We start from the raw sequence: 23,809 nt of genomic DNA on the forward strand, positions 1-23,809 counted from the left end.
ATTTAAACAACCCGAACGCACTTGTGTAGCAAAATATAGGCACTTACTACTATTGTACGACCAACGTCTAAACCTCCTTTTGTACAAAAAACACGCTATTCATCGTTGATTTTCCATTATGGAAAAAGTGAATTTCTTTTCATAATGAGGGGTAATCCCCATAGATATTGGGGCCTCCAGCCTTACGTTGCAGGATCTGCTGCCATAAACAGCAATAGTTATTGATCTGCAGCAACGAGCCGTTCACACTTGGCTGGCTTACTAGCGGGCTGTTAAAAACACCGGTTCAAAAACGCTTGTCTGTCCTTTAAAGTGACGCAGTGAATGCTACAGATAAAAAACCGGAAAATTACCGCCAGGCGGCTAGTTATTAAAAGTTAACAATCTCAAGCAAGGTTGGGAGATCACCATGCCACTGAATATCGCAGTGCCTATAGACACCACTCCGGGGGAAACTCGAGTTCCCGTCAGCCCGGAAACAACGAAAAAACTCATCGACTTAGGGTTTTCGGTCACGCTGCAAAGCGGTGCCGGTCAACCGTCACAATTTTCTGACGAAGACTACATATCTGCGGGGGCGCAGATCGAGACCGACGTCGCTAGGCTTTATAGCGATGCTGACGTACTGATCAAAATCAACGGTCCGGTTGCCAAACATCCGGCGACCGGCCAGTTCGAAGTTGATATGGTCGGCGATGGCAAAACCTGGATTTCATTTTTAGCGCCGGCGCAAAATGCCGAACTGCTCGAAACTTTCAATCAAAAAGGCATGAGTGCGATTTCTCTGGAATCCATTCCTCGGATATCCCGCGCGCAAAAGATGGATATTCTCAGCTCAATGGCCAACATTGCCGGTTACCGTGCCGTCATTGAGGCGGCCAGTAACTTCGGTCGTTTCTTTACTGGCCAGGTCACTGCCGCGGGTAAGATCCCACCCGCCAAAGTCATGGTCATTGGTGCCGGGGTAGCAGGTCTTGCCGCCATCGGTGCAGCGAAAAGTCTGGGCGCTATCGTCCGTGCCTTCGACACCCGCCTGGAAGTGAAAGAACAGGTTGAGTCGATGGGTGGCCAGTTTCTGACCGTTGAAATTGAGGAAGACGGTGCCGGGACAGGCGGCTATGCCAAAGAAATGTCGAAAGAATTTATTGAAGCGGAAATGGCCCTGTTTATGGAACAGGCCAAAGAGGTGGATATCATCATCACCACCGCGTTGATCCCAGGGCGTCCGGCGCCAAAACTGATTACCGAAGACATGGTGAAAGCTATGAAACCGGGCTCAGTGATCGTCGATTTGGCGGCCCCTAATGGCGGCAACTGCGAGTGTACCGTTAAAGATGAAGTGGTCGTCGCTCACGATGTTAAAGTCGTTGGCTACACCAACATCGCCGCACGCGCTGCGAACCAAGCCAGTACGCTATTGAGTAACAATGTATTCCGTTTACTGGAACACCTGTGCGAAGCCAAAGACGGCAACCTCAACTTCAATATTGAAGATGAAATTACCCGTGGCTGCACCGTGACCCATGAAAAAGAAATTTTGTGGCCACCACCACCGCCTAAATTATCTGCAGCGCCTAAAAAGCCAGCGGCAAAACAGGAAGCTCCGGTCGCCGAACCAAAGATCAAAAAAGCGCAACCCATTGCTCTGTACTGGATTATTACAGGCGCCCTGATGCTTGGTTTAGGTCAGGTCGCACCTGCCGACTTTATGGGTCACTTTACCGTATTTGTGCTGGCTATTTTTGTGGGTTGGCAGGTGATCTGGAATGTCAGTCACTCTCTGCATACTCCGTTGATGAGTGTGACCAATGCGATTTCCGGCATTGTCGTTGTCGGCAGTCTGTTACAAGTCTCTGGCAGTGGTTCCACACTAGTGACCGTGTTAGCCGGTATCGGTATTTTGTTCGCCACGATTAACATCGCCGGCGGTTTCTATGTGACGCGTCGCATGCTCAATATGTTCCGTCGGGAGGGCTGATCATGACAGGTCTGTTAGCAATGGCTTATCTATTAGCCGGTATCTTTTTCATTCTCGCGTTAAGCGGACTGAGCTCTCAGGAAACCGCCCGTCGCGGCAACATGTACGGCATTACCGGTATGGTCATTGCCATACTGGCCACCGTAGCCTCGCCCAGCGTAGAAGCCTACACCATTTTGGTTCCGGCGATGGCTATTGGTGCCGCTATCGGCATTTGGTTAGCGGTTAAAGTTGAAATGACCGGCATGCCGCAATTGGTTGCAATGTTGCACAGCTTTGTCGGTCTGGCAGCGGTATTAATTGGCTGGGGTGGCTATCTGGATCCACGTGCCATGCATACAGGTGCGGAAGCCGCTATCCACAATGTGGAAATTTTTCTGGGTGTCTTCATTGGTGCCGTGACGCTGACCGGTTCCTGGGTTGCCTGGGGTAAACTGCAGGGCAGTATTTCCGGCAAACCACTCATGCTGCCTTTCCGTCATGGCTTGAATGTCATTGCCCTGATTGCAACGGTCATCATGTTGGTGCTCTTTGTCATCAATCCTCATGGCCCCAGTGCGATTCCAATGTTGATCGTGATGACTATTATCGCGGGTCTGTTGGGTATCCACCTGGTTGCCGCGATTGGCGGCGCGGACATGCCAGTGGTTGTTTCCATGCTGAACTCGTATTCAGGCTGGGCAGCGGCTGCGACAGGCTTCATGTTAGGCAACGATCTGCTGATCATTACCGGGGCTTTGGTGGGATCCAGCGGTGCAATTCTGTCCTACATCATGTGTAAAGCCATGAACCGCTCGTTCATCAGCGTTATTCTGGGTGGTTTCGGAACCGATGGTGGTGCCGCAGCGGACGACGAGGAATACGGTGAAGCGGCAACGGTGACGCATGAAGAAGCCGCTGAATGGTTAAAAGATGCAGACAATATCATCATCACACCTGGGTTCGGCATGGCGGTCGCGACTGCACAACAGGCGGTGGCAGACTTAACCGACAAACTGCGCAAACAGGGTAAAAATGTTCGTTTTGCGATTCATCCCGTGGCAGGTCGTCTGCCCGGTCACATGAACGTATTGCTCGCGGAAGCCAATGTCCCGTATGACATCGTTCTGGAAATGGACGAAATCAACGAAGATTTCCCAAGTACTGATGTGGTCATGGTGATTGGTGCCAACGACATCGTAAACCCAGATGCCATTGAAAAGCCAAACTCCCCTATCGCAGGTATGCCGGTATTGGAAGTTTGGAAAGCGAAAAAGTGCATTGTACTAAAGCGCTCCATGGCAACTGGTTACGCGGGTGTACAAAACCCGCTGTTCTTCAAAGAGAACTCAGCAATGTTGTTCGGTGACGCCAAAGAAAGCGTGCAAAAGTTGGTGAGCAACGTTTAAACCGCACCAATGTCCGAAGGATATCCAAAGCCAGCGCACGCTGGCTTTTTTTTGGATCCCGATTAGCACGCCAAAAGTCGATACCCAATATCTTTAGAAGATTCTGTATAATTTCTCGTTCCGACCAAGGGCAATAAACATGGCTAAAAACAAACCTGTTTTTAAAATGATCAGTTATGGAGTCTATACGCAATGGGATGAACGCAGCAAAGAATTGCCGAAACTGATTGAGGCGACCACCGACATTCCCTTGCGTGAACACATCGAATTCGGTTTTATCGTCAATGTTAAAAAGGCCAGAAATGAAAAGCTGACGTACTGCATCTATCACCCCGATATTCCGGATGACTCCGGGCACCCTATGGCACCCTTTGAAGGCGATGTTTATGTTGCGAACAATGACTGGAATTTCTACCTGGGCGACACACTCTGGTTACCTTTGGAAAACAAAGCAGGCCATTGGCGGATGACGCTGTCGTTCGACAAGCAGATCATTGCCGAGAAAACTTTTATAGTCGATTTAGAACTCACCGGCGAACGGACGCTGAGCGAAGGACGTTCTTTTTTCAAACCGCGTAAACGATACTAGGGCAGCTCTGATTAATTCAAATCACCTCAGTCCTATCAGATCGAAGGATGAGCGAGGCGTGTGTTGCAGGGAATGGCGAGTCCTTTTCAAAACACACAACAAAGCTCAGTCTTCGATCTGAAGGACCCGGAGGGCGGGGCTGAAATGGCAAATTTCGTTGTTAAGTACTTTGCCAAGATAATGAATATTGCCTGCAGAACTTGCCTCGAAATTTGATCATTTCTTCACCCGCTGCGGTAGAGAGCAATTATTCAGAGCTGCCCTAGTGTCCTGAGTCGGAAATTCGTATCGTTTCAGAGCTCATGGGAAGCGCTAGTTCAAGGCGCTCTTGGTAGAGAATATCGAGATCTTTTCAAGAAGAGCAACGCCGTAATCGTGTTTTCCATGAGCTCCCTTCGGGCGCGACATTCAAGCTCTCTAGCGTCGTTCTGTCCCTTGTCAATGGAATAACCATTGACTGCGAGACACGCCTAGCTATAAAGCTTGAATGGCACGCTGAATTCATGCGAACTTCTAACTCAGGACACTTGCGAGCCAGCAGCCCTTTAATTCGGCCACAACTGGAATAGCGGCTTGCCGCCGAGATGCGTTAACATCGGGTTTGAACGGCTCATCACCACCAAACTGCCGACAACGTCGGCACCATGTTTGCACAAAGCATCTATCGCCAGCTTAACGGCCCCGCCTGTGGTGATCACATCTTCCACAACCAACACTCGTTTACCGGTCACCGAGACACCCTCCACCTGCCGACAAATTCCGAATGTTTTTGCCTGTTTTCGGACGTAAACCGCGGGCAGATTAAGCTTAAGACTCAACGCCGTCGCAATAGGGATACCCCAAATGGTACTTGCCTAAGCTTACTTAGCTTGTAAATTTTTATTTCGAGAGCACCTGCGGCCTGGTTAAACTGCGAATCACTTTTCATGAAGAACCGGTCAGATCTTACGATCCGTTTGTAGATCTTAACGAAAGAATCTTTCGGAGGTTTTTCTTTCCAAGGGGCGATCCCCTTGAACCCCCTTTTGTCGCCCGCTTTGATTTTCTGAATTAATTGCCACTTTCTTCAAACGGTCGCTTGAGCGTGCGTCCCTGCACGCGCGGCGCTTGCAAGGGCATCCATGCCCTTGAAACCGTTGCGACGTGTCAATTTAGTCAGCCAAAGCAGATGCGACGAAATGGTTATTTACGCCTGTGTCTGCAATGGAATGGAATGGAATGCGATGAGGTTACTCGATAATTGGCTTCACAGAAATGGACTGCGGAAATATCTATCAACAAGGCAACTCATTCGTTTGTCTCACCGCCTTTAAAACGACCTCGTGAAGCAATTCGCGTCTCATAGGTTGTTCAAGATTAAGTGAGTCGGAAATGGCGGTCCGACGTTTTGGTGGCCGTCGCGAAGGTCTTGTGGAAGACGGAACTGAGAAGTGTGATCAGACGCTTGAGGCGGCTGGGATTGTTCAGGACCGAGCTCGAATCATCGGACCGGTTAGGCTCTTAACGGCGAAAATCTCCCAGTGAAACCAGATCACCTAATAATACAAAAGCTTCAGACACAACGAAAATAAGCTTAAGTTCAGTGCCATTGGGAATGCCCTCGATGTCAACGATGGCCAAAACCTCCATCCAACCAACAGGCTAACTCCACATCCGCCTTTAACTTATCCATGAGTGCGATACCTGTTGATAGCAGCGTTCAATGCCTGTGCTGACTCAGCAGGGTCGTTTGCCTCGATAATAGAGCGGGATGCTGAAAGCAATAGTCCAGAACCATTCGCCGTTAAACCTGCACGCAAAACTGCGTCCAAGTCGCCTCCCTGTTTCCCAATGCCGGGAACCAACAACGGAACATCGCCATCAATGCGTCGAACCTTACGGATGGCATCGACGTGCGTCGCGCCAACAACCAGCATAGCGTTTTGATGATTCCATCGCGTAACTACGTTAGTTGCCACCTGTTCGTAAAGCATCTTTGGTGGCTGAGCTTCCAATACCAGCGACTGAAATTCATCACTACCTGGGTTTGAGGTTCGACACAGGTAAATGCAGCCACGATCCGGCTGCTCTGCAAAGGGTTGCACACTGTCGTACCCTAAATAAGGGTTCAACGTAATCGCATCTGCGGCGTAACGCTGAAACGCTTCCCGCTGGTAATAGACCGCGGTTGATCCAATGTCACCGCGCTTGGCATCCAGTATCACCACCAGCTTCGGAAAATGTTGTTTAACGAAGGAGATTGCGTCTAATAGTTCCTGATCGCGGGCTTCCGCCGCAAAGTGCGCAAACTGAAACTTTACGGCGCAAACATTACCGGCCACTTGCTGAACAATGTCCTGAGTAAAGCTTAAAAATGGCTGGGTTTTGGCTCGATGCCTGTCATCCAAAGCCGACCACTGGGGGTCGATGCCCACACACAGTAACGAGCCCGTGTCCTGCCACGCTTGATTCAACCGCTGATAAAAGGTCATTCACTTGCTCCTGTCCCTTAAAAGTCAACAACCAGTGTATTGATGAAACAAAGTTATAATAGTATGGTCCAACTCCTTTTCATTTAGACAAATTGTCACAATGAGTCAAACAGATCCCTTTTCAGGTATGGCTGCTTTTATCACTGCTGCCCGCAGCAACAGTTTTACAGAGGCAGGTCGACAACTCGGGCAAACGCCATCGGCCGTCAGCAAGGCCATCGCCCGTTTGGAGGACAACCTTGGCGTCAAGCTGTTTAACCGTTCACCAAGGTTGATTACCTTGACTCCGGAAGGCGAGGTGTTTTTCAGTCAATGTTGTAAATTACTGTCGACGGCACAAGACGCACGCGCACTCGTCACTGGACAGAATCTGTCTGGAAGTGGTCATTTACGGGTTTGCTTGCCGATATCCTTCGCAAATCAGGTCATCGCGCAAGCCCTGCCGCAATGGTTAAAGGAACACCCGGCCATAACTCTGGATCTGGAAATAACGGACCGCCACGTCGATTTGATACAAGAGCGTTTCGATCTTGCGTTTCGCTTCCATGTGGTGCCCGACTCAAGGCTCGTGGCTAAGAAGCTCCCGCATCCAACCTTTACCACGGCAGCCAGTCCCGACTATTGGGCAAACAGGGGTCGACCAACATCCCCAGAGGAGCTGACACAACACTCGTGCCTGGGTTACAAAGACAACGTCACGCAGTATGTTCGTCCTTGGGAATTTCGAAACGAACACGGCCTGTACCGGCACTTTCCAAGCAATCAGGTCAGTGCGGATCAGGGCGCATTTTTGCTGTCATTGGCCATTAATGGCGCGGGTGTCATTCATGCGCCAGAATACCTGCTGTCGTCGGCACTTCAGAAGGGTCAATTGGAGAGTGTGTTAACCGACTATCAAACCAAAGGGCCGGATTGGTACCTGGTATACCCTTACAGCCGACACCCATCTCTCAAACTTCAGGCCTTTATAAAGTTTTTGATGTCTCTGCTCACTTAAGCAGGCAGCATTTTGACCTGTTTGCGCTGTAACCACCATGCCGCAAGCAATATATTCGGCACCCAGCACAGCCAGGCAATAATCTGATAACCCACGTCAAAACCGAAGAACGCACTAAGAATGGGCAACTCAACGCGCAAGGTCACCGCGGCCCAGGTTAATGCGTAATTGAGCGTGATGAAATATCGATGTCGTTGTTGCTGTCGATGGCGAATGGCGTACCAAGCCAGAATTAGGGTGACGATCCACATCACCGCCAAACTCCCAAACCCTAATGCGTTTATCAAGCCGCCGTCGGCTCGGGTTGCCATGATTAAGCCCATGGTACCGGAGGCCAAAACGGCTACCCCGTATACGCGACCGAGATAGCGGTGCACCGTGCTCGGCACCTTATGACGTAAACCACTGAACTGAAACAACCCAATCAGCAACGCAACAGCACCACCAATGGCATGAATCTGCATCGTCCAGGGTAATGAGAGTAATTTTTGTTTCAACGGACTGTCATTGAAACCAGTCAGCGCAAACACCAAGGCATAAGTGGCGATACCTAACACCAGAAACCACAGCCCGCCCCATTTGAATAGAGTTTTGAGTTTTGTCATAGCCACGTCCTTTCACAAAGAGCGCAGCTTAGCCAAATTCAAGGGCTATGCCCCCTGCTGTTGGTCACCGATAAAAAGATGACTTTATTCAGCGGCGTCGCCTGCGCCCTGTAACGATGTCTCCGTTAACCAGAGCAAGGACGGCACTAGTATCAAACCCAGAAACAGAGCGAACAGGGGTACATACCCGACTTGGTCGATCATCACGCCAGCGACTACCAACCCGACCGGAACCCCCATATAGCGCAGTGATGAAAACGCAGCAAAAACGCTACCGCGACGATCTTCGGGAACTTGTTGCTGCAACACGATGGCATCCACCATACTGCCAACCCCGAGATTCATCCCGAAGATAAGCAACCCGATCCCGACTATGGATAAAGGCCATTGCCAGACAATACTCAGCAGGATAACCAATAAGCCCAGTCCTTGCCCAAGCGGCGTGACCTTCAGTAAGGTGAGCGCAGATAGCCGGTGCCCTAACCAGGTATACAACGCAGTCGTCAAAGTGGTGCCTGTTGCAAAACACGCTAACCATACGCCCAACCAAAACGGTGCTTCGCCGGAATCTTGCGCTAACAAGGGTAATGCCAGTGCTAATAATGGTGTGGCAACGGCATTGATGACGGTATCGTACAGCGCCAGCTTCAAGATTTGCCCCTGCGCAAACATCCATTTCCACACCTGCGACAGCGGCAATATGGCCGACTCTCCCTTTGGCTTATTCTTGGCTTGAACACCAAAAAGGACAATCATGAATGAGAGTGCAAACGTTAAGGCATCCACCACCAACAGCATCAGGGCACCCACTACCGACAGCAACAATCCACCTAAGACCGGTCCGACCAGGTCGGCGAACGTTTCGACCAGCGAATCCAGACCATTTGCGCGTTCGCGCGGCAAACGGCATCGGTCGATTAATTCAGGCACCATGACCCGGCGAGCCGTACTGCCCGGTGTATCGATCACCTGTGACAGAAAAACCAAACCGCTCAGCAAAATCAAGTTCAGGGCATCAACGCTGTACAGCACAGGAATGGACATGACCGCAAAGAAATTTACCGCGTCCGAAAAAAGACTGATCTGTTTTGCGCTGAAACGGTCGATAAAGTGACCACTGAACAGTCCGGTAAGCACATTAGGCAATTGACCCGCCACCACAACAAGTGATGTCGTGGTGGCGCTGCCAGTTAATTGATACACAAACCACGGAATGGCGATAATGGTTAATTGATTACCGATCATCGACAAAGCGTTCGCAGACAGCAACGCTCTGAATTCAGTCCATTGAATGCTCTTGGTCATGTTTCGCTGCGTTCGCTAGTTTTTTACCCGCCATTGCACAGTTTGGCCGGCAAAAAAAGGCACGATGGGCTGACCATTGGGGAGTATGATTTCATCCGGCACTGTCCAGGCCTCCTTAACCAGGGTGAGTGTTTGCGTATTACGCGGTAAACCATAAAAGTCGGCGCCGTAATGACTGGCAAAACCTTCCAGTTTGTCCAACACACCCAGTTCATCAAAGACCTGTGCATAGAGCTCTATTGCGCTCCAGGCACTGTAACAACCGGCGCAACCACAGGCGTTTTCTTTTTTGGCTTTTTCATGTGGGGCGGAATCGGTACCGAGAAAAATCTTGGATGTGCCAGTCGCCACGGCATCACGCAAGGCTTGTTGGTGGGTATTACGTTTGAGTACGGGCAAGCAAAAGTTATGCGGGCGAACACCACCTACCAACAAATCATTGCGATTCAGCAATAAATGCTGAGGCGTAATCGTCGCGGCAACCTTGTCGGACGCATCTAAAACAAATTCGGCAGCGTCAGCAGTGGTAATGTGCTCAAGCACGACTTTTAAATCGGGATTATTGCGAACAATGCGAGTTAAGTGCGTATCGATAAACTCTTTTTCACGGTCAAAGATATCGACATGCGCGTCGGTCACTTCTCCATGCACCAACAACAACATTCCCTGCTCTGCCATGGCTTCAAAAACGGGCTGCAAGGCATCAACAGAGTTCACCGCGGCTGAAGAATTTGTCGTCGCGCCTGCAGGATATAGCTTTGCCGCCACCACTCCCTGCTGTTTTGCTTTGGCAATTTCTTCCGCACTGGTTCGATCGGTCAGGTACAATGTCATCAATGGTTGGAAGTCGCTACCCGCTGGTGCTGCCGCCAAAATTCGCGCTTTATAGTCGGCGGCCATCTCGGCGGTGGTCACAGGTGGCACCAGGTTTGGCATTACAATCGCCCGTTTAAAACAGCGCGCGGTGGCGGGCACAGTTTCGCGTAACATATCGCCATCGCGAAAATGCAGGTGCCAATCGTCTGGGGCCAAAATGGTGATTTCTTGAGACATGTTGTTTCCTGTTTAATAAATAGTTTTATCGGTTCTTCAAGAGTTCTTTCAATTCCAGTAACCGATCGCGCAAACCGGCTGCATCTTCGAATTTCAGATCGCGCGCCAGCTTATGCATCTGATCTTCTACTTTGGTAATTTCCTTCACCAACTCAGCAGCGTTCATGTGCAGGATGGTTTTCGCTTCTTCACCGGTAATGTGTTCAACTTTCTTCTTGTTACGCGCCAGCTTGCCTTTGCGTCCCGGCGCCTGCTGTGCCCCATCGATGATATCCATGACAGCCTTATCAAGCGCTTTCGGCGTAATGCCATGCTTCAGGTTGTGGGCTATCTGCTTCTCCCGTCGCCGTTCAGTTTCACCGATGGCACGTTCCATCGAACCGGTCATTCGGTCGGCGTAGAGTATGGCCTTACCGTTAAGGTTTCGGGCAGCACGACCAATGGTCTGAATCAGAGAACGATCGCTGCGTAAAAAGCCTTCTTTGTCGGCGTCCAGAATCGCTACCAGTGACACTTCGGGCATGTCCAGACCTTCCCGAAGCAAGTTAATACCCACCAGCACGTCAAACTCACCCAATCGAAGATCCCGGATAATCTCGACCCGTTCTACGGTATCGATATCCGAATGCAAATAGCGCACTTTCACACCGTTATCGTGCAGATAATCGGTTAGGTCTTCTGCCATGCGTTTGGTTAAGGTGGTGATCAGGACTCGTTCACCAACAGCAGTACGCAAGCGGATTTCTTCCAGTACATCATCCACCTGCGACGTGGCGGGCCGCACTTCGATGACCGGGTCAATCAGGCCAGTCGGGCGCACAACCTGCTCAACAACCTGTTGCGTATGCGCTTCCTCATATTTGGAAGGCGTCGCAGATACATAAATCGCCTGTGGTGCCGCCCGCTCCCATTCTTCAAACTTCAAGGGACGGTTATCCAATGCCGAAGGTAAACGGAACCCATACTCGACCAATGTTTCTTTGCGCGACCGGTCGCCTTTGTACATAGCGCCGATCTGAGGAATTGAGACATGGGACTCGTCGATAAACATCAACGCATTGTCAGGTAGATAATTGTACAGGGTTGGCGGCGCCTGTCCGGGCTTGGCACCGGATAAAAACCGTGAATAGTTTTCGATGCCGGTACAGAACCCCAGTTCGCGCATCATTTCCAGATCATAGCGCGTCCGTTGTTCCAGCCGTTGAGCTTCGACCAATCGGTTATCCTGCTCCAGGATTTTCAGGCGCAGTTTTAACTCGGCTTCAATCTCTTCACAGGCATTCAAAATGGTTTGGCGAGGCGTCACATAGTGCGTTTTTGGATAAATAGTGTAACGGTTCAGTTTCTGCAAAATTTCGCCAGTCAATGGATCAAAAAGGCTCAGCGCTTCAATTTCCTCATCGAACAACTCAACACGAATCGCTTCCAACTCAGATTCCGCAGGGAATATGTCGATCACATCACCTCGAACCCGATAACTGCCTCGACCAAAATCCACATCGTTGCGTTTGTATTGCAATTCGGCCAGCTGACGAAGTAAACCACGTTGATCGATGGTATCGCCCTTACGCAGATGCAACACCATCTGCAAATAACTTTCCGGAGAACCTAAACCGTATATGGCGGAAACTGTCGCAACAATTAACGTATCCTGCCGTTCGAGCAGCGCTTTGGTTGCTGAAAGCCGCATCTGCTCAATGTGTTCATTTACCGAGGAATCTTTGTCGATGAAGGTGTCAGACGAAGGGACATAGGCCTCCGGCTGATAATAATCGTAGTATGAGACGAAGTACTCGACGGCGTTATTCGGAAAAAACTCACGGAATTCAGAATACAGCTGAGCCGCCAACGTCTTGTTGTGAACCATGACAATGGTGGGGCGCTGCACGGCTTCTATGACTTTGGCCATGGTGTAGGTTTTACCGGAACCGGTCACACCTAACAACGTTTGTGCCGCTAAACCGGCCCCCAACCCTTCGACCAGTTTAGCGATCGCCGCAGGCTGATCGCCAGCGGGTTCATATTTGGAAACAACCTTGAATGGCTTCATCAACACACTCTGAATATAAAAAAGGTCCAGCATTATAGCTGAACCTTGAGTCTGACCTGAATGTTAACCGGCCATTTTCTGTCAAATGGTGTCAGGAGAGCGCATCAGAGTACGGACGCGATCGCCTTACAGACATACTCCATATTCGACGATGACAAACCGGCCACATTAATTCGGCCGCTGCCCACAATGAAGATACCATATTCTTCTTTTAATCGAGCCACCTGATCTGGCGTTAATCCCGAGAAAGAAAACATGCCGTTTTGCGATTCAATGAAACTGAAATCACGCTCAACACCCAGTTCCGCCAGCTTCGCCACAAATTGCTTTCGCAACGTATGAATATGACTGCGCATATCGGCCACTTCCTGAATCCATTTGGCACGTAACTCGGCATCGCTCAGAATCACAGACACGACTTTCGCACCATGTGCGGGCGGGTTCGAATAGTTTGCACGAATTACGGTTTTTACCTGACTGAACGCATCATCGGCTACGGTACGATCGGTGGCCACCAGGGTAAACGCCCCAACCCGTTCGTTATACAGTCCAAAGTTCTTGGAGAAAGAACTGGCAATCAGCAACTCAGGTACCTGCTTGGCGAAAATACGCAGACCTTCGGCATCTTCTTCAACGCCGCGGGCGAACCCCTGATAGGCAAAGTCAAACAATACGACAAAGCCTTTTTCGGTGGCCAGATCAGCCAACTGCTGCCATTGCTCTGGTGTTGGGTCAATGCCGGTCGGATTGTGACAGCAGCCGTGCAGTAGAACAGCTTCGCTGCTGTTCGCTTTCTGCAGATCTTCCAACATACCGTCGAAATCAAGCGACTGAGTTTCGGCGTTGTAATAACGGTACGGTTTAACGCCCATATTTGCACTGTGAAAAACAGCGCCATGGTTAGCCCAGGTCGGATTGCTGACCCAGATATTCTCGACACCCAGCTGTCGCGCCATAAACTCGGACGCGATTCGCAATGCGCCAGTACCACCCGGTGTTTGCGCAGTACGAGCCAGATGATTGGTGATAATGTCATGTTCAGCACCGAACAACAGCGCCTGCACCTGATTGCCGTACTCGACATCGCCGCTGATACTTAAGTAGCTTTTCGTTGATTCATCGTTCAGCAAGCGACGCTCGGCTTCTTTCACGGTGTCCAGAATTGGGGTAACGCCAGCCTCATTCTTGAAAACACCAACGCCTAAATTCACCTTATTCGGGCGATTATCTGCGTTAAATGCCTCGTTCAGCCCCAGAATGGGATCGGCGGGTGCTCTTTCGACTCTTTCAAACATATTGCAACCTTATGCTCGGTTAGGTGGTTATTTGTGCCTGCTTGCGACTCATTGGGTTATTTGAGCAGGGATACGTGTTGGATTTTACCATCGACTGGGCAGACAAACGACACTTCAATGATTTTCATGCGTAAGCCTTCAATATCGTCATTGCTGCGACCAAACAGCTCATCCCCAACAACCGGATTACCGGCCTGTGCGCATTGCTGGCGAACCTGATAGGGTCTTCCCGTTGTCGGCCAGAGGTCCAGCACACTGCGATCAGGGCGGGCATCGAAGCGGACTTTGTTTACTCTACTGTGAGCGGAATCGCCCTCGATATCCGTCGTGAGCTCTTCGCCGCCGTTATAATCCCCCTGCACATCACATCGGTAATGCACCATGGCATTCTGGTAACCGTCCGGATTAAATTGCACGGTTAAATCAGCGGCGGCTTTGCGGGTGTGTGCAACCACCATGATTCCGGTGGCTTCGTAATCGAAAGCCTGCAACCAATAAATGTCCCGGGTTGGCTGAAAATGCAATTCCAGCGCGCGTTGGAAGGAATTGTAGTCGCCAAAGTCACTCCCCGACAAAGACAACCCACTGGGCTTATTCCAGATAGAATACTGACCCAAATCCTCAATTAATTCAGGACCAATGGGTCGCAACGAAAGATAGGCATCGTCGTAAAAAATCTCAATCTGCTCGCCAACCAGAATATCGGTCATCGCGCGGCGAATACGTGCGCGTTCACCGGTTTTTGACACCCGCCATACGCCACCTTTATTCATCAGGTCTTTTAATCTGGACTTGGAAAGATTGACGTTTGCGACCAAAAAATCGATCGCGATTTGCGGATCACCCGCTTCAACTTCCAATACTGCATCTATTTCCATGACAACCCTTAGAACTTAATTTTGTCTTTCAATTTGTCGGCTTCTTCTTTCAGCTTGTCTTCGGCCGCTTTCTTTGCGGCTTCTTCGGCTGCTCGTTTTTCAGCGTCCAATTTCTGTTTCGCTGCATCCAGCTCAGCCTTAGCCTTGTCTTCAAGTCGCTTCCTTTCAGCGGCTACTTTTGCCTCCAACGAGCGGATTTCAGCTTCCACTTCGTCTTCAAACCGTTTAATTCGGGCCTCGACCTCGTCTCGCCGCGCTTCCAGAGTAGCCAGAGCGTCATCTGCCGGCTTACGCAACCGTGCAACCTCGGCGTCAAGTTGCGTTTTAACATCTTTCAACCAAGCCTCATATTCGGCCCGCGCAACGTCACCCAAAGCCGAACTAAGCTGGTTATCCAGATCAGATTCAACGCTAAAGGAAGGTTTGGTAATCGTACCGCTCACCACAATGCTGACATTGAAGCGTTCTATTTTACTGACCGCACTGGCGACTAACTTTGTTCCGTTGCCGGAGCCTGTTGCCTGGAATTCATTTTTCGGAAACATCAGTGTGACACGTCCGGACAGTTCACCGTCCGTCGCCACAATTTTTCCACTAACGTCTGCGCGATCAGGCACCCAGGTCAATTCTGTTCCGGCTAAATCAATGGATTGGCGTTTGAACGCGATGCCTTTGCCTTGCAGATCAAAGGTATCTATCGATTGACCCTTCTGACGGTCCAATACGCCATTGATCAACAAAGCTTCGGACCCAGCATCGCCACGACGTAACTGTAATTGCACCGGTTTGAACCGGTCGCCTTTATGCGAACTGATATCCTGGACCGTCATCTGCCACGGCCAGCCGTCAGCAACAAAGGACAATAACCCGTTATCCAGTTGGAACTTAGCCGTTGGATCAGGATGTGGGAAACGGATGTATTCACCCGCTAGACGTTTCGGCTTAACGTCTTCGACGGTGTCTTCTGACTTCAGTCGGGCCAACCATGGGCGAGCCTTACCGTACCAATATTTAGCCTGATCGATGCGTTCGAAGAAGGTCTCGCCCAACAACAACTGAGCAACCTTTAGCGCCGAGTCCTTGTTCAGCGGATAGTCTTTTTTCAATTGAGTCCAGTCTTCAGAGGGCGCTTTAAGAATGGCATCCACGGCTGCCTTACTGTTTTTAACGGCGTTGTTGATATCACGCTTAACTATCTCAATCGCCAGCTTATCGGTCGCCACGTCTGTACTCACACTTTTAAGCAACCCTTGGGTTTTTTGAATGTTTTCCAGCGAATCCAGTTCAATAGACTTGATTTCCGCAATACGTTTTTTGTAGCTGGCAAGATCCTCGTCACCGGGCAGATCAGCGACTGCGGCAGACACCTTCTGTTTTGACGCTTCAATGGTATTTTCAGCGTTACTAACGGCATCTCGGGTATTCTGAGTTTGCGCATCCAGTATGTCAGCCGGTTCCGGAAACTGCTTTGCAACGGAAGACATTTTGGCCTTTGCATCAGACACCAACGCACTTTCCGCTTTCGGTGTGTCGCTTTCTTTTACAGCGACTTTTGCCGGCGTTTTTCGTTCTGTATTGGTTTCTATATCCGCAATCGTGATGTCATTGATGCGGACGTTACCCAAGAACAATTGCGGCAAATTAATGTCCAGGTTGATATCGCCAAGTTGCAAGACATTGTGAGAAGGCTTCTGCGCATCGGAAACTTCCACATCCGTTAATCGGAAGCCCAATGGGTTCAGTGTCAGGTCAACATCGCCAACATTCACTTCGCTGCCATTAACGGAAAACCCGGCCGCTTCAACGGCTTTTTTCATCCAACCGTCGAGAAAGAAAAACCCAAGTACCAGCAACAGCGTGGTAAACAACACAAAGGCAATTAAACCGCTCCAACGAAACATTTTCATAATTGATTCCCTTACCCGTCAAACCGTTCGTAGAGTTGATAAAACTTTGAGCCCTTAAGCACCTGAACAATTTTCAGCTTATTGATGAAAGGCAACATATGAGCTCGGTACTGAATAATACCCAGACGGAATAAAACAGCGGTGGGGAAAAAGGCCACCACGGTTACCAGGAGACTTCCCAGCGTGATGGTGTGATTAAAATGCGTGACCAACCAGACATCGTTCTGATACAAGCCAGTCCACATTCCCTGTAGAGAATCTTTGTTCAATAACGTCAGACCGATTTCATGAAACCAAGGGTCCAGTAAATAGGCCACACCGGAAAACACACCCCAGAACACAAAAAACGTCGCCAGATGAACGCGAAACACAAACGCGAATAACAGAATGATGACATTATGGGCAGACCACAGAGGTGTTAAGCCAATGACCATCGACAATGCCCCCGCAAATGCAATCTGCCAGGGACCCACTTCAGAATTTAATGCCTTGAGTAATTTAAGTACCGGATCAATCATCGTTTTTCCCTTATTGGCCAGATTCAGTCAATTCTGCCCTGTGTGAAATTTGTTTCAGGACTTTGTTCACAATATGAGCAACCGCTGCCATCCCAAAACTGGCGGTAACCATCATCGAGGCACCAAAGCCACTGGCACAGTCCAAACGGGTGCTGTTTCCCGCGCCGGGTTTTGTCGCACAAACACTACCATCGCTCTGTGGGTAGACTAAAGGCTCTGTTGAATACACGCAATCAACACCAAACTTTCCCTTGTCAGCCGCAGGAAACCGATATTGCCGGCGCAACAGGTTACGCGTTCTGGCAGCTAATGGGTCTTGCGTGGTGCGGGCCAAATCAGCCACCTGAATCCGCGTCGGATCCGTTTGACCACCGGCGCCACCGGTAGTCACAATAGGTATCTTATGGCGGCGGCAATAGGCGATTAACGCAGCCTTGGGTTTGATGCTGTCGATCGCATCAATAACGCCCGTGGTATTGGCGGGTAACAGATCGGCTATGTTGTCTGGTGTGATGAAGTCCATAACACTGTGAACCAGGCAATCAGGATTAATCGACCGGATTCGCGCCGCCATGGCTTCAACTTTCATCTGACCGACGGTGCCTGTCAGCGCGTGAATTTGCCGGTTCGTATTGGACACACAAATATCGTCCAGATCAATCAGCGTGATTTCGCCGACAGCCGTACGAGCAAGAGCTTCCGCGGCCCAACTGCCCACACCACCGATCCCGATAACGACAAAGTGACTCTTTGCCAACACCTGTGTTTGCTGGACACCAAACAAGCGCTCAGTACCACCAAAACGATCTGTTAAATTCATGAAACCTTGACTCATAACTTGCATACAAAAACAGTCGCATAGTATAACAGCACGCCTTTGAATCGGGTGATGAATTTTGGAGTCTTACATGTTTGATACGGTGAACCGCGACAACACGAATGCAGTCAAGTGGGAACGCTTTCGCAAGCAGAATCTGTTGCCCATGTGGGTTGCCGATATGGATCTCGCCTCACCACCCGCTATTGTTGACGCCCTTTCTGAGCGAGTTAAACATCCGCTCTTTGGGTACACTCACCCGTGGCCATCGTTGAATCAAGCGGTTGTCGATTGGTGCCAACGCCGTTACCAATGGTCCATAGACCCAGCTTGGGTGGTCTGGATGCCTGGCGTGGTGCCCAGTTTTAATCTGGCAATTGATTTATTTGGCAAAGGTGGCAAGGTTATCGTTCAAAGCCCAAACTACCCCCCCATGCTCCAAGCCGCAGAGCGCAACGGCTGCACAACCGTAACCATCGGTCTGGAATGGTTGGAAGAACGCTGGCAATTGAACTGGCAAGCTTTGGAAACAGCGATGGTACAAGACGATTGCCATCTATTCGTGCTGTGTAACCCGATGAACCCGCATGGTGCAACGCTGACGAAACAAGACCTGACCCGACTGGCGGACCTGTGCAAACAGCACAATGTCCTTCTGTGCAGCGATGAAATCCACTGCGATTTAATTTTGGATGGCAGCCAGCACGTACCTGCTGGTTCAATTGCAGACCTAACCGAAAACAGCGTTACGCTCATGGCCGCCAGTAAAACGTTCAATGTCGCCGGCTTAGGTTGCTCGTTTGCCATTATACCGAACGCGGATATGCGCCGTCAGTGGAGCAAGCGCATGGAGGATCGCATTCCTTACCCGAATTTTCTCGGTATGATTGCGGCAGAAACGGCCTTTACCGCCTGTGATGAATGGCACCGACAGTTAATTATCCATTTAAAACAGAACCAAGATTTCCTATCGACAAAAATCAATCAGCTGAATGGTGTTCGGTACCGAGCTCAACCGGCAACCTTTCTGGCCTGGGTGGAAAGCACGCAACCTGAATTTCGTCTGGATCAACACGTCATTGCCTCCGGCATCATGCCGAGCGAAGGGAAATATTTCGGCGACGAACAACACGTAAGACTGAACTTTGGTACCGGATTTGACCTGGTAGAACGAGCCGTTGAACTTCTGGAATCCTATTGGCGCCAGAACAACTTATAAGGATCAGTAAGAATAGCATCCACCTTGGCATCCAGTGAACGGCTGGCCTGATCTTCAGGCAGCCGTTGCCAACCACCATTCGCACCACGGAAGAACAGGTGCCAACCATCGCTTTGAAAATCGAGCAAGGCCAGCGGTACCTTGATTTGGCCGGGCTTACCGGGATGCGGTTGAGATAGTTGCAGCACAACTCGGTAGCCGGACACGGTGACTTGAAATGACTTTTCAGGCAGCGCATCGAACAATCTGTTGGTAGCCATCTCAACCTGTTTTCTGACAAAATACGGCAACTGATTCTTTTCCGTTGTCATGACAATGCCTTTAACCCCGCAACATCTCATCGAACTTGCTCACACTACCATGCCTTATGGGCAATATGCAGGACGACGACTTATTCACCTGCCGGAGTCTTACCTGATATGGCTGCAAGACCAAAAAACAGCAGACACGCACTTGGCCCAGCTCCTGTCTTTGGCACTGCTGATTAGATCCGAGGGTTTGGAACATCTGCTCGACCCTATAACCAAACCATTAGCGCCCGGATCGCCACTACTGCAATGACTGAAACACTCCGTTGGCGAGACCATCCGATCAAACTGACCTTCAGCCGACGCAAATCGATTGCCATTCATGTCCACGAGGGCGCGATCGAAATTCGCGCACCGAAACACACCGATGTGGCATACGCCAAAGCCTTCTTACAGTCGAAAGACGCCTGGTTACGTAAAACCCTGCATGCCCAGCAACAACGCCAGAAAGACCGCATTGATTATAGTCGAGCCAACACCATACCCTTTATGGGCATTAACGTCCGACTCATTCGACAGCAAAGTGAGCGCACCAACCAATGGCAATTAACCCAAGATGGCCTGTTACTGACCAGCTCAGACTTTGAGGACGCCAACCTGACGTTCACACTGCTCTCCGACTTCTATCAGAAGCAAGCCCGATTCTGGCTGACCAAAAAAACGCTAGAGATAGCGAAACAAGCCCAACTCGAGCACAAACTGACCGACATTCGTTTACGCAAGACTAAAACCAAATGGGGGCACTGTACCGCCCAGGGCCGCATTCAATACAATTGGCTCATCATGATGGCACCGGAGTCAGTGATCGACTATCTGGTTTGCCATGAGGTTAGCCATCTTGCAGTACTAAATCACTCCGCTGCCTTCTGGCAGCAGGTAGAGGTGTTACACTCAAACTACCGGGCTGACAAACTGTGGCTGGCAGACAATGGCCATCTATTAACTCTGGACTCGCTATGAAAAATCGCCGACATCAGAACGCTGACAAACTGTTGCTGTTGCTCAGAATTGCCGCTTCATTGGGATGGTTCGCCATTATTGGCGTACAAATTATCGTATGGTTGGCAGCTCCGGAATTCGATACAGGTATTGTCAGATATCATGAACTTGAGCTCAGAGATCACTGGCAGGAATATTGGGTGCAATGGCTACCCTTGGCACTCGGTGCTTGCGCGCTGCTCAGTCTACTAGCACTCGGGGTCAGCCCGTTTCGTTCACGTCGTAAAACAGACCCCAAAAGAATCCACCTACTGGTGTTGTTGGCGCTAACCCTCTTAGGCTACGCCGTATACTGGTTTCAGATATTGAACAACGTCGGCTAAAAAAAGCACAGGTCGATGTTTCAGTGAACCGCAGGCAAGGCCAGACTGAACCGGGCACCACCGAGAGGTGATTTGCTGATACTCATGTCGAGCCGATAACTGGACAAAATATCATTCACCATTGCCAAACCAATACCTTGGCCTGGCTGCAGGGAATCGAGCCGTTTACCGCGAGTTAGCACCTGTTGGCTCTCCTGTTCTGACAATCCCGGACCGTCATCATCTACATTGACCAAAACCGTTTTCTCATTTACTTCAAATGACACCATGATGACGGAGCGCCCATATTTAAAGGCGTTTTCAATCAAATTTCCGAGTACTTCCAGTACATCGTTGCTGTCCATAGCGACATAAATCTCGCCATCAGTGTCAGGCAAATCGAGAACTTTGTCGTCATTGGCAAAGGCTTTTTCCAGCGCTTTTCCCAAGCGTTTTACGGCCCCATTGACATCACAGCGCTGGCCTAAGACTGGCCCCTTACGGGCATCGGTTACTGCTCGCTGCAATTGATAGCGAACTATCTGATCCATTCGGTCAACTTGCTCCCGGATCTCCACCTGATTCGGATTTGCGACAGCTCGCATAACTGCCAGCGGTGTTTTCAAGCTGTGCGCCAAGTCTGCCATGGCCTTTCGATACCTTTCGCGCTGGCCTTGCTCGGAGTGCAACAACTGATTTAAGCTCTGTGTTAAGGGCGTTAACTCTTTTGGATAGCTGCCAGCCAGCGCCTCTGATTCACCAGATCGAATCCGATTAAGGTCCGTTGCAATCAACCGTAATGGCCTTAACCCCCAAGCAGTCACCAGACTTAAGAGCACCAGCAATACTACGGTCGCTACGAGTAATCCTATCCAGAGTTGTGACCTGAAGGTCTGGACAGCGGCATTGAATGGCTCGGCATTTTCAAACACCCATATCTCAAAGTATCGGTCGACATCATTCGAGTCCGGCCAAACAATTCTGTTTCGCTGAAATATCCAATCGTTATAGGTACCAAACTCGCTTTCATTGTCTACGAGATTTTCATTACTCTTTACCCATTCGCCTTCAGCAAACCACTCGCTGGAAAGGCTTTCCCATATAATTTGACGCTCCTCATTCAACACAATACCCACGAGTCCAGACTCTGGAGAGTTAAACTGCTTTTCTTTTAGTTGGGTGGGCAGAACCAAAAACGTCCCATCCATTTCAGCTATGGAAATTAAGCCAAATATATACTGGAACAACCTGCCGCTCTCTGCGGCTATATGGCTTTTATAGAAAGCCCGCTCCATGGTCAGTCCGGTTAACCCAAAAAAAATCAGTATCAGCACGGCGGCCGAAAGGATCATTCTTTGGGTAAGAGAGCCGCTTGTGTTCAATGAGACCATAAATTATGAAGAGGACTCGGAACTAAAACGGTAGCCTAAGCCCCGCTGCGTTTGGATGGGATTGCGGACACCCTCTGGATCCAGTTTTTTACGCAGTCGGCGAATGAACACTTCGATCACATTACTGTCGCGATCGTAGTCCTGTTCATACAAATGCTCCGTCAACTCTGTTTTGGACACGACCTTATCTTTGTGCGTCATGAGATATTCGAGTGTATTGTATTCATAGCTAGTGAGCTCGACGGAACGTCCATCGACCGAAACGCATTTCGCTGCTGTGTCTAACTCGTAGATACCCAGCGACAACGTATTCGACGCCATGCCGACGCTGCGTCGTAACAAGGCTTTGACACGAGCCAACAATTCATCAAAGACAAATGGCTTGGCAAGGTAATCGTCAGCCCCACTCTCCAGGCCATCCACCTTATCTTTCCAATGCCCACGCGCGGTTAGCACAATGACTGGGAAATCTCGCCCGGCTTTACGCAACGCCTTGATCACCTCAAGCCCGTCCATTTCTGGCAAACCAATATCAATAATGGCAGCGTCATATTCGGTTTCAAGCCCGAAAAACAAGCCTTCTTTACCATTATTGCTGGTATCGACAGCGAAGCCTTCCTTTTTAAAACCTACTTGTAAATGGTCGAGCAGGCTTTGTTCGTCTTCGATAATTAACAATCTCATTTGGTCACTGCCTCTAGTTCAGCGGGATCCAACGGCAACCCCGTCTCGGGGTTTACGTCGATGTTCTTGATACGCCCGCCGGGAATCAAAACCCGCAATTCGTAATACCACTGCCCATTGGCACTCTGCACCTGTGTTACCTTGGCTACCCGCCCGTCATACAGACATTCAATGGCCAATACGACCGATTTCTCGGAGGTTAATGGAATCTTCTCTCCTGTACACGGATGCACATCCGGTCGGGAGAGATCATCTGCGTGTACAATGGCTGATACAGCCAAGGAGAATAACAGGCCCCCTATCATTTTTATCATTAGCCCTCCGCTAGCGCACGTTGGGCTGTACCTCCACTCGTAATTGAATGTATCGGCCCGGATGCTGCGCTGTTTCTATGTGAAATTCCCGACCATTGTATCGGTAGCGCACGTCATAGCCAATCAACTCACGATGTTCCTGACGATACCGGGTATCGCAGTCACGCTCATACCGGTAATGAATGGTTGTGTTATCCCGATCAATCTCGTTGCCGATCACACTACCAATCACGCCACCGGCAATTGCTCCAATCACGGTAGATTCAGTTGAGCGACCTGCATTGGAGCCGACGTGTGCGCCAATGGCTCCGCCAATGATGGCACCGGCTGGACCTGCTGAAGAACTTGAACGATACACTTCAACATCGCGGATTCGGCAGGTTTCGCGATAATCGTTGCGTCGATCATCACCGCGAGACCGGTAATACCAGTAAGTTTCGTAAATGGGTTCCGCGCTGATGACCCGACCTTCTACATAAAAAACTTCAACCGCTGAGTCATGCCATTTACCCGAGCGACCATATTGATTGTCGTAATAGCCATTGTCTGCCTGGACCATTCCGATACAAGCCGTTACGAACGCTAACCCTGAAAACACTTTTGTTAATGTCATGGCTTTCTCCTCAGAACTCCTTTGAACGTTAAGCTTATCTTAGGATGGATACGATGAACGAAAGCTGAACCGGTTTTTAATTCAGACTGATCGGATCAAACAGTGGTCGCCCGGCCTTTAAAACGCTG

24 protein-coding genes are annotated in these 23,809 nt (G+C 50.0%); 8 read left to right on the forward strand and 16 right to left on the reverse strand.

Annotated features, from left to right (window positions below; translation table 11 throughout):
- Positions 1-415 precede the first annotated feature (415 nt).
- The 3 genes from IYN85_RS08145 (at position 416) to IYN85_RS08155 (ending at position 3,955) form a co-directional block, all read left to right on the forward strand.
- The gene (locus IYN85_RS08145; protein WP_370592180.1) at positions 416-1,978 is read left to right on the forward strand and encodes a Re/Si-specific NAD(P)(+) transhydrogenase subunit alpha; all 1,563 of its coding nucleotides are present in this window, start codon (positions 416-418) and stop codon (positions 1,976-1,978) included.
- 2 nt (positions 1,979-1,980) lie between these two features.
- On the forward strand, positions 1,981-3,366 hold the full coding sequence (gene pntB / locus IYN85_RS08150; RefSeq protein ID WP_230390525.1) for a Re/Si-specific NAD(P)(+) transhydrogenase subunit beta: 1,386 nt from the start codon (positions 1,981-1,983) through the stop codon (positions 3,364-3,366).
- A gap of 139 nt (positions 3,367-3,505) precedes the next feature.
- Complete coding sequence (locus tag IYN85_RS08155) at positions 3,506-3,955, forward strand: DUF3859 domain-containing protein (protein WP_196158306.1); 450 nt, start codon at positions 3,506-3,508, stop codon at positions 3,953-3,955.
- A 545-nt stretch (positions 3,956-4,500) separates the two neighbouring features.
- On the opposite strand, the gene IYN85_RS08160 is transcribed toward IYN85_RS08155, so the two are convergent.
- Both IYN85_RS08160 and pyrF read right to left on the reverse strand, forming a co-directional pair.
- Positions 4,501-4,800, reverse strand: a complete 300-nt coding sequence (locus IYN85_RS08160; RefSeq protein WP_196158523.1) for a phosphoribosyltransferase family protein — start codon at positions 4,798-4,800, stop codon at positions 4,501-4,503.
- Between the two features lie 819 nt (positions 4,801-5,619).
- Positions 5,620-6,426, reverse strand: a complete 807-nt coding sequence (gene pyrF / locus IYN85_RS08165) for an orotidine-5'-phosphate decarboxylase (RefSeq protein ID WP_196158307.1) — start codon at positions 6,424-6,426, stop codon at positions 5,620-5,622.
- Positions 6,427-6,526: 100 nt separating this feature from the next.
- Between pyrF and IYN85_RS08170 the strand changes: the two genes are divergently transcribed.
- Complete coding sequence (locus IYN85_RS08170; RefSeq protein WP_196158308.1) at positions 6,527-7,423, forward strand: LysR family transcriptional regulator; 897 nt, start codon at positions 6,527-6,529, stop codon at positions 7,421-7,423.
- Here IYN85_RS08170 and IYN85_RS08175 read toward each other — a convergent pair.
- The 9 genes from IYN85_RS08175 to tcdA form a co-directional block, all read right to left on the reverse strand.
- Positions 7,420-8,028 carry a DUF2306 domain-containing protein gene (locus IYN85_RS08175; RefSeq protein WP_196158309.1) on the reverse strand — a complete coding sequence of 203 codons (609 nt, stop codon included), beginning with the start codon at positions 8,026-8,028 and terminating at the stop codon, positions 7,420-7,422. The genes IYN85_RS08170 and IYN85_RS08175 overlap by 4 nt on opposite strands.
- Before the next feature lie 84 nt (positions 8,029-8,112).
- Entirely contained in the window at positions 8,113-9,333 is a 1,221-nt protein-coding gene (locus tag IYN85_RS08180; RefSeq protein ID WP_196158310.1) for an MFS transporter, read from the reverse strand.
- A 15-nt stretch (positions 9,334-9,348) separates the two neighbouring features.
- Positions 9,349-10,386 carry a dihydroorotase gene (pyrC, locus tag IYN85_RS08185; RefSeq protein WP_196158311.1) on the reverse strand — a complete coding sequence of 346 codons (1,038 nt, stop codon included), beginning with the start codon at positions 10,384-10,386 and terminating at the stop codon, positions 9,349-9,351.
- Between the two features lie 25 nt (positions 10,387-10,411).
- Positions 10,412-12,469 carry an excinuclease ABC subunit UvrB gene (gene uvrB, locus IYN85_RS08190; protein WP_304627148.1) on the reverse strand — a complete coding sequence of 686 codons (2,058 nt, stop codon included), beginning with the start codon at positions 12,467-12,469 and terminating at the stop codon, positions 10,412-10,414.
- Positions 12,470-12,540: 71 nt separating this feature from the next.
- The gene (locus IYN85_RS08195) at positions 12,541-13,731 is read right to left on the reverse strand and encodes an amino acid aminotransferase (RefSeq protein ID WP_196158312.1); all 1,191 of its coding nucleotides are present in this window, start codon (positions 13,729-13,731) and stop codon (positions 12,541-12,543) included.
- A gap of 56 nt (positions 13,732-13,787) precedes the next feature.
- The gene (locus IYN85_RS08200; protein ID WP_196158313.1) at positions 13,788-14,609 is read right to left on the reverse strand and encodes a pseudouridine synthase; all 822 of its coding nucleotides are present in this window, start codon (positions 14,607-14,609) and stop codon (positions 13,788-13,790) included.
- Positions 14,610-14,617: 8 nt separating this feature from the next.
- On the reverse strand, positions 14,618-16,516 hold the full coding sequence (locus IYN85_RS08205; RefSeq protein ID WP_196158314.1) for a TIGR03545 family protein: 1,899 nt from the start codon (positions 16,514-16,516) through the stop codon (positions 14,618-14,620).
- A gap of 11 nt (positions 16,517-16,527) precedes the next feature.
- The gene (locus IYN85_RS08210; protein WP_196158315.1) at positions 16,528-17,034 is read right to left on the reverse strand and encodes a TIGR03546 family protein; all 507 of its coding nucleotides are present in this window, start codon (positions 17,032-17,034) and stop codon (positions 16,528-16,530) included.
- A gap of 10 nt (positions 17,035-17,044) precedes the next feature.
- Positions 17,045-17,854, reverse strand: coding sequence for a tRNA cyclic N6-threonylcarbamoyladenosine(37) synthase TcdA (gene tcdA / locus IYN85_RS08215; RefSeq protein ID WP_230390527.1), 810 nt, complete (start codon positions 17,852-17,854; stop codon positions 17,045-17,047).
- Positions 17,855-17,942: 88 nt separating this feature from the next.
- On the opposite strand from tcdA, the gene IYN85_RS08220 reads away from it, so the two are divergent.
- Positions 17,943-19,070, forward strand: coding sequence for a MalY/PatB family protein (locus IYN85_RS08220; protein WP_196158317.1), 1,128 nt, complete (start codon positions 17,943-17,945; stop codon positions 19,068-19,070).
- Here IYN85_RS08220 and IYN85_RS08225 read toward each other — a convergent pair.
- Positions 19,046-19,381 carry a DUF3024 domain-containing protein gene (locus IYN85_RS08225; RefSeq protein ID WP_196158318.1) on the reverse strand — a complete coding sequence of 112 codons (336 nt, stop codon included), beginning with the start codon at positions 19,379-19,381 and terminating at the stop codon, positions 19,046-19,048. The two genes, IYN85_RS08220 and IYN85_RS08225, sit on opposite strands and share 25 nt — an antisense overlap.
- Positions 19,382-19,385: 4 nt before the next feature.
- Between IYN85_RS08225 and IYN85_RS08230 the strand changes: the two genes are divergently transcribed.
- Genes IYN85_RS08230 through IYN85_RS08240 form a run of 3 tightly spaced genes read left to right on the forward strand, consistent with a single transcriptional unit; the run spans position 19,386 to position 20,700 of the window.
- Positions 19,386-19,631: a putative quorum-sensing-regulated virulence factor gene (locus IYN85_RS08230; RefSeq protein WP_255533673.1), complete on the forward strand. Its 246-nt coding sequence runs from the start codon at positions 19,386-19,388 to the stop codon at positions 19,629-19,631.
- A complete protein-coding gene (locus IYN85_RS08235) occupies positions 19,628-20,338 on the forward strand; it encodes a M48 family metallopeptidase (RefSeq protein WP_196158320.1) in 711 nt (236 codons plus the stop codon). Before IYN85_RS08230 ends, IYN85_RS08235 begins: the two co-directional genes overlap by 4 nt.
- The gene (locus IYN85_RS08240) at positions 20,335-20,700 is read left to right on the forward strand and encodes a hypothetical protein (RefSeq protein ID WP_196158321.1); all 366 of its coding nucleotides are present in this window, start codon (positions 20,335-20,337) and stop codon (positions 20,698-20,700) included. Before IYN85_RS08235 ends, IYN85_RS08240 begins: the two co-directional genes overlap by 4 nt.
- A 20-nt stretch (positions 20,701-20,720) precedes the next feature.
- Here IYN85_RS08240 and IYN85_RS08245 read toward each other — a convergent pair whose 3' ends face one another.
- Genes IYN85_RS08245 through IYN85_RS08260 form a run of 4 tightly spaced genes read right to left on the reverse strand, consistent with a single transcriptional unit; the run spans position 20,721 to position 23,681 of the window.
- Positions 20,721-22,013 (reverse strand): ATP-binding protein, encoded by a 1,293-nt coding sequence (locus IYN85_RS08245; RefSeq protein WP_196158322.1) that lies wholly within the window; start codon positions 22,011-22,013, stop codon positions 20,721-20,723.
- Between the two features lie 60 nt (positions 22,014-22,073).
- A complete protein-coding gene (locus IYN85_RS08250) occupies positions 22,074-22,754 on the reverse strand; it encodes a response regulator transcription factor (RefSeq protein ID WP_196158323.1) in 681 nt (226 codons plus the stop codon).
- Entirely contained in the window at positions 22,751-23,068 is a 318-nt protein-coding gene (locus IYN85_RS08255; RefSeq protein WP_196158324.1) for a PepSY domain-containing protein, read from the reverse strand. The genes IYN85_RS08250 and IYN85_RS08255 overlap by 4 nt, the downstream gene beginning before the upstream one ends.
- Positions 23,069-23,078: 10 nt before the next feature.
- Positions 23,079-23,681, reverse strand: a complete 603-nt coding sequence (locus IYN85_RS08260) for a glycine zipper 2TM domain-containing protein (RefSeq protein WP_196158325.1) — start codon at positions 23,679-23,681, stop codon at positions 23,079-23,081.
- Positions 23,682-23,809 lie beyond the last annotated feature (128 nt).

The organism is Reinekea sp. G2M2-21, from assembly GCF_015687175.1.
Lineage (GTDB): Bacteria > Pseudomonadota > Gammaproteobacteria > Pseudomonadales > Natronospirillaceae > Reinekea.

What these genes read in the sequence shown, in the direction of transcription:
- IYN85_RS08205 (WP_196158314.1), bottom strand. Translation starts at nt 16,516, where the DNA reads ATGAAAATGTTTCGTTGGAGCGGTTTAATTGCCTTTGTGTTGTTTACC.
- IYN85_RS08175 (WP_196158309.1), bottom strand. Translation starts at nt 8,028, where the DNA reads ATGACAAAACTCAAAACTCTATTCAAATGGGGCGGGCTGTGGTTTCTG.
- IYN85_RS08220 (WP_196158317.1), top strand. Translation starts at nt 17,943, where the DNA reads ATGTTTGATACGGTGAACCGCGACAACACGAATGCAGTCAAGTGGGAA.
- IYN85_RS08180 (WP_196158310.1), bottom strand. Translation starts at nt 9,333, where the DNA reads ATGACCAAGAGCATTCAATGGACTGAATTCAGAGCGTTGCTGTCTGCG.
- tcdA (WP_230390527.1), bottom strand. Translation starts at nt 17,854, where the DNA reads ATGAATTTAACAGATCGTTTTGGTGGTACTGAGCGCTTGTTTGGTGTC.
- uvrB (WP_304627148.1), bottom strand. Translation starts at nt 12,469, where the DNA reads ATGCTGGACCTTTTTTATATTCAGAGTGTGTTGATGAAGCCATTCAAG.
- IYN85_RS08225 (WP_196158318.1), bottom strand. Translation starts at nt 19,381, where the DNA reads ATGACAACGGAAAAGAATCAGTTGCCGTATTTTGTCAGAAAACAGGTT.
- IYN85_RS08240 (WP_196158321.1), top strand. Translation starts at nt 20,335, where the DNA reads ATGAAAAATCGCCGACATCAGAACGCTGACAAACTGTTGCTGTTGCTC.
- IYN85_RS08155 (WP_196158306.1), top strand. Translation starts at nt 3,506, where the DNA reads ATGGCTAAAAACAAACCTGTTTTTAAAATGATCAGTTATGGAGTCTAT.
- IYN85_RS08260 (WP_196158325.1), bottom strand. Translation starts at nt 23,681, where the DNA reads ATGACATTAACAAAAGTGTTTTCAGGGTTAGCGTTCGTAACGGCTTGT.
- IYN85_RS08170 (WP_196158308.1), top strand. Translation starts at nt 6,527, where the DNA reads ATGAGTCAAACAGATCCCTTTTCAGGTATGGCTGCTTTTATCACTGCT.
- IYN85_RS08235 (WP_196158320.1), top strand. Translation starts at nt 19,628, where the DNA reads ATGACTGAAACACTCCGTTGGCGAGACCATCCGATCAAACTGACCTTC.
- IYN85_RS08210 (WP_196158315.1), bottom strand. Translation starts at nt 17,034, where the DNA reads ATGATTGATCCGGTACTTAAATTACTCAAGGCATTAAATTCTGAAGTG.
- IYN85_RS08200 (WP_196158313.1), bottom strand. Translation starts at nt 14,609, where the DNA reads ATGGAAATAGATGCAGTATTGGAAGTTGAAGCGGGTGATCCGCAAATC.
- pntB (WP_230390525.1), top strand. Translation starts at nt 1,981, where the DNA reads ATGACAGGTCTGTTAGCAATGGCTTATCTATTAGCCGGTATCTTTTTC.
- IYN85_RS08195 (WP_196158312.1), bottom strand. Translation starts at nt 13,731, where the DNA reads ATGTTTGAAAGAGTCGAAAGAGCACCCGCCGATCCCATTCTGGGGCTG.
- pyrC (WP_196158311.1), bottom strand. Translation starts at nt 10,386, where the DNA reads ATGTCTCAAGAAATCACCATTTTGGCCCCAGACGATTGGCACCTGCAT.
- IYN85_RS08255 (WP_196158324.1), bottom strand. Translation starts at nt 23,068, where the DNA reads ATGATAAAAATGATAGGGGGCCTGTTATTCTCCTTGGCTGTATCAGCC.
- IYN85_RS08230 (WP_255533673.1), top strand. Translation starts at nt 19,386, where the DNA reads ATGCCTTTAACCCCGCAACATCTCATCGAACTTGCTCACACTACCATG.
- IYN85_RS08250 (WP_196158323.1), bottom strand. Translation starts at nt 22,754, where the DNA reads ATGAGATTGTTAATTATCGAAGACGAACAAAGCCTGCTCGACCATTTA.
- pyrF (WP_196158307.1), bottom strand. Translation starts at nt 6,426, where the DNA reads ATGACCTTTTATCAGCGGTTGAATCAAGCGTGGCAGGACACGGGCTCG.